10 protein-coding genes are annotated in these 11,112 nt (G+C 54.3%); 3 read left to right on the forward strand and 7 right to left on the reverse strand.

Annotation, left to right across the window (positions count from 1 at the left end):
* Positions 1-25 precede the first annotated feature (25 nt).
* The 3 genes from pgk to tkt all read right to left on the reverse strand — a co-directional run bounded on the left by pgk (position 26) and on the right by tkt (position 4,627).
* Positions 26-1,189 carry a phosphoglycerate kinase gene (gene pgk, locus ACRCWW_RS21785; protein ID WP_438684266.1) on the reverse strand — a complete coding sequence of 388 codons (1,164 nt, stop codon included), beginning with the start codon at positions 1,187-1,189 and terminating at the stop codon, positions 26-28.
* A gap of 47 nt (positions 1,190-1,236) precedes the next feature.
* Positions 1,237-2,256: an erythrose-4-phosphate dehydrogenase gene (gene epd, locus ACRCWW_RS21790; protein ID WP_438684267.1), complete on the reverse strand. Its 1,020-nt coding sequence runs from the start codon at positions 2,254-2,256 to the stop codon at positions 1,237-1,239.
* 379 nt (positions 2,257-2,635) lie between these two features.
* On the reverse strand, positions 2,636-4,627 hold the full coding sequence (tkt, locus tag ACRCWW_RS21795; protein ID WP_438684268.1) for a transketolase: 1,992 nt from the start codon (positions 4,625-4,627) through the stop codon (positions 2,636-2,638).
* A 278-nt stretch (positions 4,628-4,905) separates the two neighbouring features.
* Here tkt and ACRCWW_RS21800 point away from each other — a divergent pair, with 278 nt between their 5' ends.
* Positions 4,906-5,664 carry a M48 family metallopeptidase gene (locus tag ACRCWW_RS21800; protein WP_438684273.1) on the forward strand — a complete coding sequence of 253 codons (759 nt, stop codon included), beginning with the start codon at positions 4,906-4,908 and terminating at the stop codon, positions 5,662-5,664.
* Between the two features lie 92 nt (positions 5,665-5,756).
* Here ACRCWW_RS21800 and speB read toward each other — a convergent pair whose 3' ends face one another.
* The 4 genes from speB to ACRCWW_RS21820 form a co-directional block, all read right to left on the reverse strand.
* Complete coding sequence (speB, locus tag ACRCWW_RS21805; protein ID WP_330982749.1) at positions 5,757-6,677, reverse strand: agmatinase; 921 nt, start codon at positions 6,675-6,677, stop codon at positions 5,757-5,759.
* 274 nt (positions 6,678-6,951) lie between these two features.
* On the reverse strand, positions 6,952-8,928 hold the full coding sequence (gene speA, locus ACRCWW_RS21810) for a biosynthetic arginine decarboxylase (protein WP_438684269.1): 1,977 nt from the start codon (positions 8,926-8,928) through the stop codon (positions 6,952-6,954).
* Positions 8,921-9,067: an acid stress response protein YqgB gene (yqgB, locus tag ACRCWW_RS21815; RefSeq protein ID WP_438684270.1), complete on the reverse strand. Its 147-nt coding sequence runs from the start codon at positions 9,065-9,067 to the stop codon at positions 8,921-8,923. The genes speA and yqgB overlap by 8 nt, the downstream gene beginning before the upstream one ends.
* Before the next feature lie 89 nt (positions 9,068-9,156).
* On the reverse strand, positions 9,157-9,300 hold the full coding sequence (locus ACRCWW_RS21820) for a hypothetical protein (RefSeq protein WP_438684271.1): 144 nt from the start codon (positions 9,298-9,300) through the stop codon (positions 9,157-9,159).
* Between ACRCWW_RS21820 and ACRCWW_RS21825 the strand changes: the two genes are divergently transcribed.
* The gene (locus ACRCWW_RS21825) at positions 9,240-9,590 is read left to right on the forward strand and encodes a hypothetical protein (protein ID WP_438684274.1); all 351 of its coding nucleotides are present in this window, start codon (positions 9,240-9,242) and stop codon (positions 9,588-9,590) included. The genes ACRCWW_RS21820 and ACRCWW_RS21825 overlap by 61 nt on opposite strands.
* Positions 9,591-9,736: 146 nt before the next feature.
* Positions 9,737-10,888 carry a methionine adenosyltransferase gene (gene metK, locus ACRCWW_RS21830; protein ID WP_438684272.1) on the forward strand — a complete coding sequence of 384 codons (1,152 nt, stop codon included), beginning with the start codon at positions 9,737-9,739 and terminating at the stop codon, positions 10,886-10,888.
* The last annotated feature ends 224 nt before the right edge of the window (positions 10,889-11,112 follow it).

The raw sequence follows: 11,112 nt of genomic DNA on the forward strand, positions 1-11,112 counted from the left end.
TAGCTTTCGCTAACCCTCAATTGACTTACTTCTTAGCGCGCTCTTCGAGCATCGCTACTGCCGGCAGAACTTTGCCTTCCACGAATTCGAGGAATGCGCCGCCGCCAGTGGAGATGTAGGAAATCTTGTCTGAGATACCGAACAGGTCGATAGCTGCCAGAGTGTCACCGCCGCCTGCGATAGAGAACGCTTCGCTGTCTGCGATAGCATTTGCTACGATCTCAGTCCCTTTGCGGAAGTTCGGGAATTCGAATACGCCAACCGGACCGTTCCACAGAATAGTTTTGGCGTTTTTCAGGATTTCAGCCAGTTTCTGTGCAGAAACGTCACCGAGGTCCAGAATCTGCTCTTCATCTTTGATGTCGTTAACAGATTTCAGGGTTGCCGCTGCGGTTTCAGAGAACTCAGTCGCGACGCGAACGTCTGTTGGAACCGGGATATCGCAAGTGGTCAGCAGACGTTTTGCTTCGTCAACCAGGTCCGCTTCGTACAGGGATTTACCGACGTTGTGGCCTTGAGCGGCAACGAAGGTGTTGGCGATACCACCGCCAACGATCAGCTGGTCAGCGATTTTCGACAGGGAATCCAGAACGGTCAGTTTGGTAGAAACCTTAGAACCACCCACAATCGCAACCATTGGACGAGCTGGGTTACCCAGCGCTTTGCCCAGGGCATCCAGCTCAGCAGCCAGCAGCGGGCCTGCACAAGCGACGTCAGCAAATTTGCCGATACCGTGGGTAGAAGCCTGCGCACGGTGCGCAGTACCGAATGCATCCATCACAAAGACATCGCACAGTGCAGCGTATTTTTTGGACAGCGCTTCGTCGTCTTTTTTCTCGCCTTTGTTGAAGCGAACGTTTTCCAGAACCACCAGTTCACCGGCAGCCACTTCAACGCCATCGAGGTAATCTTTTACCAGACGAACTGGATTAGACAGTTTGTCTTTCAGATAGTTAACAACAGGCAGCAGAGAGAATTCTTCGTTGTACTCGCCTTCGGTCGGACGACCCAGGTGGGAAGTTACCATCACTTTCGCGCCCTGTTTCAGCGCCAGTTCGATGGTTGGCAGGGAAGCACGGATACGCGCGTCGCTGGTGACTTTACCGTCTTTTACTGGAACGTTCAGATCGGCACGGATGAAAACGCGTTTACCAGCCAGATCCAGATCGGTCATCTTAATTACAGACATGGTGAATCCTCTCGTTGATTCTAAAGTTTTGCAGACGCACTCGCGCCTTACCTGAAACCTGTAGCGGCCATCGCTAACGTTGTGTCGAGCATTCTGTTAGCGAAACCCCATTCATTATCACACCAGACCAGCGTTTTGATCAGATGCGCGCCACTGACCCGCGTCTGCGTGCCGTCAACAATGGCACTGTGCGGATCGTGGTTAAAATCGATTGAGACCAACGGTAATTCCGTATAGTCAACTATACCATGAAATGCCCCCTGTGCCGCTTTTTGCAGCAACAGGTTGACTTCACAGGCTTTTACCGGATTCTTCACGGTAACGCTCAGATCGATGGCGGTGACGTTAATCGTCGGGACTCGCACCGCAATCGCTTCAAAACGGTCATTAAACTGCGGGAAAATTCGGGTGATACCTGCCGCCAGTTTGGTGTCGACCGGAATGATCGACTGGCTGGCCGCACGGGTGCGACGTAAGTCCGGATGGTACGCGTCGATCACCTGCTGATCGTGCATCGCCGAGTGGATTGTCGTGACCGTGCCAGATTCGATGCCCCAGGCATCATCAAGCAGTTTAATGACAGGAATAATGCAGTTCGTCGTGCAGGAGGCGTTGGAGACAAGGCGATGGTCAGACATCAATTCGTGGTGATTGACCCCGTAAACCACCGTTGCGTCAAGGTCATTGCTGCCAGGATGTGAAAAGAGCACTTTCTTTGCGCCAGCGGCAAGATGGGCTTCCCCGTCGGCTCGCGTACCGTAGACGCCGGTGCAGTCCAGCACCACATCCACACCCAGTTCACGCCACGGCAATTGCTCAACGGAAGGCTCGTGCAGTAAACGGATGGCATCTTCGCCCACAAACAGCTGTTCCCGCTCCTGGCGTACATCCCAGGCAAAGCGCCCATGGCTGGTGTCATATTTCAACAAGTGCGCGATGCCCGCAGCATCCGCCAGTTCGTTGATTGCCACCACGGTTATCTCCGCACGACGCCCGGATTCATATAAAGCACGAACCACGTTACGTCCAATGCGACCGAAGCCATTAATCGCTACGCGTACGGTCATAGGTCTCCTGCAAGGCTTTCCCTGATATTGAGTGGCTGAAAGCGTAGTCCAGCCTCACCCGGAAAGGAATCCCTGCTGTCACAAACTGCGACTGATTGATTATTTGTCGAACATTTAATCGACTGAAACGCTTCAGCTAGAATAAGCGAAACGCGGAATAAAAGGAACGATTGTCCAGGGAGAGAAGCTTTCAATATGACCTGCGTCACATTTTTGGTGGAATAATTTACAACAAATTTACAGCATTAAGGAATAGCGGACACAAAAAAGCCGAGGCATCCCCGGCTTGTTTTGTAGGCCTGCTAAGCGCAGCGCCAGCAGGCACTTCTGCCGGGCGGCACTGAATTTGCCCGGCCTAAGGTTTGCATCGCAGCCTTTATTACAGCAGCTCTTTCGCCTTCGCGACCACGTTCGCAACGGTGAAGCCGAACTCTTCGAACAGCAGCTCTGCTGGCGCTGACTCACCGAAGGAAGTCATGCCAACGATCGCGCCGTTCAAGCCGACGTATTTGAACCAGTAATCTGCAATACCGGCTTCTACCGCAACGCGAGCAGAAACGGCTTTTGGCAGTACGGATTCACGGTAAGCAGCATCCTGCTTGTCGAATGCGTCGGTAGACGGCATGGAAACCACGCGCGCTTTAACGCCTTCAGCGGAGAGCTGATCCCATGCCGCCACGGCCAGTTCAACTTCAGAACCAGTCGCGATGAAGATAACCTGCGGCTGACCGTCGCAATCTTTCAGCACGTAACCACCGCGAGCGATGTCTGCCAGCTGCTTCTCGGTACGATCCTGCTGTGCCAGGTTCTGACGGGAGAGGATCAGCGCGGTTGGGCCATCTTTACGCTCGACGCCATATTTCCACGCCACTGCGGATTCCACCTGGTCACATGGACGCCATGTGCTCATGTTCGGGGTCACACGCAGAGAGGCAACCTGCTCAACCGGCTGGTGAGTCGGGCCATCTTCACCCAGACCGATGGAGTCGTGGGTATAGACCAGAACCTGACGCTGCTTCATCAACGCAGCCATACGTACGGCGTTACGCGCATATTCAACGAACATCAGGAAGGTTGAGGTGTACGGCAGGAAACCACCGTGCAGAGAGATACCGTTCGCGATGGCAGTCATCCCGAATTCACGTACACCGTAATGGATGTAGTTACCGGCAGTGTCTTCGTTGATTGCTTTAGAACCCGACCACAGAGTCAGGTTGGATGGCGCCAGGTCAGCGGAGCCACCGAGGAATTCTGGCAGCAGCGGGCCGAACGCTTCGATAGCATTCTGAGACGCTTTACGGCTGGCAATTTTGGACGGATTAGCCTGAAGCTTAGCGATGAAGTCGTTCGCTTTCGCGTCGAAATCAGAAGGCATATCCCCGTTCATACGACGGGTGAATTCTGCGGCTTCCTGTGGGAAGGCTTTCGCATAAGCAGCGAACTTCTCGTTCCATGCAGATTCTTTCGCCTGGCCTGCTTCTTTCGCGTCCCACTGAGCATAGATTTCAGACGGGATTTCGAATGGCGCGTATTTCCAGCCCAGCTGCTCGCGGGTCAGTGCGATTTCAGCGTCGCCCAGCGGTGCACCGTGTGAGTCGTGGGTACCGGCTTTGTTTGGGGAACCGAAACCGATGATGGTTTTGCACATCAGCAGAGAAGGTTTGTCGGTGACTTTACGCGCTTCTTCTACTGCACGTTTGATAGCGTCCGCGTCGTGGCCGTCAACGCCACGAACGACGTGCCAGCCGTAGGCTTCGAAACGCTTCGCGGTGTCATCGGTGAACCAGCCTTCAACGTGGCCGTCGATGGAGATGCCGTTGTCGTCATAGAACGCCACCAGTTTGCCCAGCTTCAGGGTACCCGCCAGGGAGCACACTTCGTGGGAGATCCCTTCCATCATGCAGCCGTCGCCCATAAAGGCGTAGGTGAAGTGGTCGACGATGTCATGGCCCGGACGGTTGAACTGCGCAGCCAGCGTTTTTTCAGCGATAGCCATGCCCACAGCGTTAGCAATGCCCTGACCCAGCGGACCGGTGGTGGTTTCAACACCGGCGGTGTAACCCACTTCCGGGTGACCTGGGGTTTTGGAATGCAGCTGACGGAAGTTCTGCAGTTCAGACATCGGCAGATCGTAGCCTGTGAGGTGCAGCAGGCTATAAATCAGCATAGAGCCGTGACCGTTGGACAGCACGAAGCGGTCACGATCGGCCCAGGACGGGTTCTGCGGGTTGTGGTTCAGGAAATCACGCCACAGGACTTCGGCAATGTCAGCCATACCCATCGGGGCACCCGGGTGACCGGATTTGGCTTTCTGTACTGCGTCCATGCTCAGCGCACGAATAGCATTAGCAAGCTCTTTACGTGAGGACATTTTGACTCCAGATCGGACTGTTGAAGGCCATGCCAGACGCTTGACTACAGCGTGTTTTAGGCTACGCCGGAAAAAAGTGACAACAATGTAACCCAAGCGGCAAGCCATGTACATGGAGCATCCGCGCGGTGCCTGGGAAATCTCTGGAATGTGTTCAACGGTTGCGCAATCTTCTCGCGCCGTTATCTTTATTTTCTTTATACTTCGTCTGAGATCTGCCGTTCAGGCGGGTGAGAAAATTCAGACAATGACGACGCACCTATTACGGAAAATTGATGATGAAACTACACACTGCGGTGTTGGCCTTTGGGATGGCGAGCGTTCTGACCGGCTGTCAGAATATGGATTCAAACGGTCTGATGAGCTCCGGTGCGGAAGCCTTCCAGGCTTACACCATCAGCGACGCTCAGGTCGTCGCCCTCAGCGATAAAGCCTGTCAGGACATGGACAGCAAAGCCACTATCGCCCCTTCCAGCAGCGATTATGCCAAACGCCTGACGAAAATTGCGTCCGCGCTTGGCGATAACATTAACGGTCAGGCCGTGAACTATAAGGTTTACGTCACCAAAGACATTAACGCTTTTGCGATGGCCAACGGCTGTATTCGCGTCTATAGCGGGCTGATGGACATCATGACCGACAACGAAGTCGAAGCGGTAATCGGCCACGAAATGGGTCACGTTGCGCTTGGTCATGTGAAGAAAGGCATGCAGGTTCAGCTTGGCGCTAACGCCGTGCGCGTCGCCGCGGCATCTGCGGGTGGCATTGTCGGTAGCCTGTCACAATCTCAGCTTGGTGACTTAGGCGAAAAACTGGTGAACGCACAGTTCTCCCAGCGCCAGGAATCTGAGGCGGACGATTACTCTTACGATCTGCTGCGTAAACGCGGGATCAATCCGTCAGGGTTAGTCACCAGTTTTGAGAAGCTGGCGAAGCTGGAAGCTGGCCGTCAAAGCTCGATGTTTGACGATCACCCGGCTTCAGAGGAACGTGCTCAGCACATTCGCGATCGTATGAAGGCTGACGAAATTAAATAAAAAAATGCCGGGTGGCGGCTATCGCCTGACCCGGCCTACATTTCACGACCCTGTAGGCCGGGCAAACAACGTGCCGCCCGGCATTTATTGTCTTACTCGCCCTTCTTCGCCGCCTGGATGTACAGCATTTCCAGAGCCAGCGTCGCTGCGGCCAGCGCGGTGATCTCAGACTGATCGTAAGCTGGCGCAACTTCCACTACGTCCATCCCCACGATGTTCAGATCTTTCAGACCACGAACCAGTTTGATTGCACGATCGGAGGTCAGGCCGCCGATAACCGGCGTACCGGTACCCGGTGCAAAGGCAGGATCCAGGCAGTCGATATCGAAGGTCAGATACACCGGCATGTCGCCAACAATCTTCTTCACCTGCGCCAGAATATCGTCAACGCCACGATCGTTGACCTGTGCTGCATCCAGCACGGTAAAGCCGTTGTCTTTGTCGAACTCGGTACGGATACCAATCTGCACAGAATGGTTCGGGTCGATCAGACCTTCTTTCGGTGCGGTGAAGAACATGGTGCCATGGTCGAATTCGCAGCCGTTGGCATAGGTGTCGGTGTGCGCATCGAAATGCACCAGAGCCATTTTGCCGAAGTGTTTTGCGTGCGCGCGCAGCAGTGGCAGCGTGACGAAGTGGTCACCGCCGAAAGAGAGCATGCGTTTACCGGCAGCCAGCAGTTTTTCCGCGTGAGCCTGCAGCTTTTCGCTCATTTCACGCGCATCACCAAAGGCATACACCAGGTCACCACAGTCGACCACGTTCAGACGCTCACGCATGTCGAAATCCCACGGGAAGCGGTTGTGCTCCCACGCCAGGTTGGTCGACACCTGACGGATAGCCGCAGGGCCATGACGACCGCCCGCACGACCGGAGGTTGCCGCATCAAACGGGACGCCGGTGATAACCCAGTCAGCATCGCTGTCGTAGGGCTGGAAGTTCAGCGGCAGACGCAGGAAGCCAAAGGCGTTCGATACCAGCGAGTTGTCGTACTGATGACCTAAAGTGCTCATAAAGATAACCTCTTATACCGTCGGTAATTTATGACAGATGAAAAAAAATCCCTTCCGCGTCGTTAGGCCCGACGAGGAAGGGATCGATTCGTGTGTACTGCTTGTTAGGGCGATTATCGCCAAAATTTTAATCGGGTCAAGCGTCCAGCGTTGGCTTTGTCGGATGCCCTCTCCCATAGGGAGAGGGAGAAAATCAAACCGGCTCGGATCAGTCCCCTCTCCCTTAGGGAGAGGGTTAGGGAGAGGGGGAACTACGCCCGCCCTCCCACGGAAGTTACTCGTCTTCCAGATACGTATACCCGTACAAACCAGCCTCGAACTCTTCGAGGAACTGCTGTTGCAGCGCATCGTCGAGATCGGTTTGTTTGACCTGATCGCGGAACTGAGTCAGCAGTTTTTTCGGGTCGAGCTGAACGTACTCCAGCATATCCGCCACGGTGTCGCCTTCGTCGGAAAGCTCCACTTCCACGCTGCCGTCAGGGAAGACAAACACGTCAACCGCTTCGGTATCGCCGAACAGGTTGTGCATGTTGCCCAAAATTTCCTGATAGGCGCCGACCATAAAGAAGCCCAGCATTGGCGGGTTCTCCGGATCGTACTCCGGCATTGGCATGGTGGTGGCAATGCCGTCGCCATCGACGTAGTGATCGATAGCACCATCAGAGTCACAGGTGATATCCAGCAGCACCGCGCGGCGTTCTGGCGCATGGTTCAGCCCTTCAAGCGGCAGCACCGGGAACAGCTGGTCGATACCCCATGCATCCGGCATTGACTGGAACAGGGAGAAGTTGACGTACATTTTGTCCGCCATGCGCTCCTGCAATTCGTCAATGATCGGGCGATGCGCACGGTTACTTGGGTCGAGCTGTTTCTGCACTTCGTGGCACATGTTCAGATACAGCTGCTCTGCCCAGGCACGCTCTTGCAGGCTAAAGGTGCCGGAAGAGTAGCCCACATGAATATCGTGCAGATCCATCTGGCTATCATGCAGCCATTCACGCAGTGAACGACGACCGCCTGGCTCATGCATCTCTTGCCAGGTTTCCCACATGCTTTGCAGCGCGCGTTGGGCGTCTGCCGCAGGTGCGGTAGCTTCGGTGTATTCGTTACGCTCAACACCGATGATGTTGGAAACCAGCACCGTGTGGTGTGCAGTCACTGCACGCCCGGACTCGGTGATGACCGTTGGGTGCGGCAGGCCGTTCTCTTCACAGGCATCGCCAATCGCCCAGATAATGTTGTTGGCATACTCATTCAGGCCGTAGTTCACGGAGCAATCAGACTGTGAACGGGTGCCTTCATAGTCCACGCCCAGACCACCGCCCACGTCGAAGCACTGAATGTTCACGCCGAGCTTATGCAGCTCAACGTAGAAACGGGCTGACTCACGCACGCCAGTGGCGATATCACGAATATTCGCCATCTGCGAACCGAGATGGAAGTGCAGCAACTGGATGCTGTCCAGACGACCATGCTCGCGCATGATTTCGACCAACTGAAGCACCTGGCTCGCAGCCAGGCCGAATTTCGATTTTTCGCCGCCGGAGGACTGCCATTTACCGGATCCCTGAGAAGCCAGACGAGCACGCACACCAAGGCGTGGCACCACATTCAGGCGCTCCGCTTCTTCCAGCACGATAGCGATTTCAGACATCTTTTCGATGACCAGATAGACCTTGTGGCCCATCTTCTCGCCGATCAGCGCCAGGCGAATATACTCGCGGTCTTTGTAGCCATTACAGACGATAACGCTGCGAGTCATGCCAGCATGCGCCAGCACCGCCATCAGCTCCGCTTTGGAGCCTGCTTCAAGGCCCAGCGGTTCGCCGGAATGGATAAGGGATTCAATGACGCGACGATGCTGATTCACCTTAATCGGGTAAACCAGGAAATAGTCACCGTTGTAGCCGTAGGATTCACGCGCACGTTTAAAAGCGGCGTTAATCGAACGCAGGCGATGTTGCAGGATCTGCGGGAAGCAGAATAATGCAGGCAGTCGCTGTCCTTGCGCTTCACGAGCTTTGACCAGCCTGGCGAGATCCACGCGCGCATCAGGCACATCGGGATCCGGACAAACGCTGATATGACCCAGCTCATTGACGTCGTAGTAATTATTGCCCCACCAGGCAATGTTGTATGTACGCAGCATCTTGCTGGCTTCCTGAGAGCTCATTGCCACCTCCTGCATGGAACGTAGTACACCCTGTTCGCCGGCTGACGAAGGGGAAAATAAAGACATGTCGTCAGACATAGCGAACCTCAAATGTTGTCGAAAGTGTAAAACAGTTGACTACTATCGCAATGTTACTAAGCGATAACAACCCATAAACAGCCTTGTGCGCCAGCAGAGAATGCTGCGCGTTCGCCTGCGCGACCGGTTTCTTGTTCATATCAGTGTAAAACATAGACCCGAGGTGTGTGGCACCAACGGAGAAACCACGAGAAAACCCCTAAGTAAAGGAGCGCCCAAGTCCCATTATCACAGCGCCTGGTCGGCTCTGGGATCCTGAGATGTGCCCGAATGGCAATAACTTCGGCAGCCAGGTATCAAAGAGAGAGGAAATGATGGGGGTAAACGCACACCAGAGCGGCATGACTGAGTCTGCAAAAAACGATGGTTCATTATGTCGTATCACCTCCACGCCAACCCACCTGAGCCAGCGACAAGCCAAAGCCAAACTTTTCCGTGTAAAAAAACACGGCTTAACCCGGCTGGAAGTGGCGACACGAAAGGAAACCTCGTGCGCTTTTTTGAGTGAGCCGCGCGCGGCGTTTTATACCGAGAAGCAGGGTAAAAAGCAAAATAAAAATGCGCACTCTTCCACCGCTGTCAGGAAAAATTGCCAGGGGATAAGACAAGCGAATGAGAGGTTCCTCAAAAAAAACTGGCATTCAGGCGAAACTCTGACCTAAAATAGCCATCCAGATGTTAATCCATCTATACTGATTAACACCCAGACTGTTTGTGTGTTTACCTGCAGCCTTTGGTCGAATCGTTTATCAGAGACTTTATCTACAACAGTTTGAGCTAACCAAATTCTTTCCAGGTGAAATAAAACATGGCAAAACACCTCTTTACGTCCGAGTCCGTATCTGAAGGGCATCCTGACAAAATTGCTGACCAAATCTCTGATGCAGTGCTTGATGCGATCCTCGAACAGGATCCGAAGGCGCGTGTCGCGTGCGAAACTTACGTTAAGACCGGTATGGTTCTCGTTGGCGGTGAAATCACCACCAGCGCGTGGGTGGATATCGAAGAGATCACCCGTAACACGGTCCGTGAAATTGGCTATGTGCATTCTGATATGGGCTTTGATGCCAACTCCTGTGCGGTGCTGAGTGCTATCGGCAAACAGTCTCCGGATATCAACCAGGGCGTTGACCGTGCTGATCCTCTGGAACAGGGTGCGGGCGACCAGGGCCTGATGTTCGGCTATGCCACCAACGAAACCGACGTACTGATGCCAGCGCCAATCACCTACGCTCACCGTCTGGTTCAGCGTCAGGCTGAAGTGCGTAAAAACGGCACGCTGCCATGGCTGCGCCCGGATGCGAAAAGCCAGGTCACTTTCCAGTATGACGACGGCAAAATTGTCGGCATCGATGCAGTGGTGCTCTCCACCCAGCATTCTGAAGATATCGATCAGAAATCCCTGCAAGAAGCAGTGATGGAAGAGATCATCAAGCCTGTGCTGCCAACCGAGTGGCTGAACAGCGCGACCAAATTCTTCATCAACCCGACGGGTCGTTTTGTTATCGGTGGCCCAATGGGCGACTGTGGTCTGACCGGCCGTAAAATCATCGTGGATACCTACGGCGGCATGGCTCGTCACGGTGGCGGTGCATTCTCCGGTAAAGATCCGTCTAAAGTTGACCGTTCTGCAGCCTACGCGGCACGTTATGTTGCGAAAAACATCGTTGCTGCGGGTCTGGCTGACCGTTGTGAAATCCAGGTTTCCTACGCAATCGGCGTGGCAGAACCAACGTCCATCATGGTTGAAACCTTTGGTACTGAGAAAGTCTCTACCGAACAGCTGACCCTGCTGGTGCGCGAGTTCTTCGACCTGCGTCCATACGGTCTGATCCAGATGCTGGATCTGCTGCACCCAATCTACAAAGACACCGCGGCATACGGTCACTTTGGTCGTGAATCTTTCCCTTGGGAAAAAACCGACAAAGCCGCTCTGCTGCGCGAAGCTGCTGGCCTGTAATAAGCCACTGCGTTATGCCCCTCAAAGGCCAGCCTCGTGCTGGCCTTTTGCTTTTCTGCGCGCCTCTTTTTGCCGGGTGGCGCTACGCTTACCCGACCTTGTATTATCCCCCACGTGCAGAAAGAGCCGGCCAGTTCTTTCTGCCTGCAGTCCGGACGCCGTACCTGACCTTAGATTCTCAAATCTGTGGCGTAGATAATTCGCGCCGGACTGCACTTCTCCAC

The sequence above is a fragment of the Scandinavium sp. genome (assembly GCF_051650185.1).
Taxonomy (GTDB): domain Bacteria; phylum Pseudomonadota; class Gammaproteobacteria; order Enterobacterales; family Enterobacteriaceae; genus Scandinavium.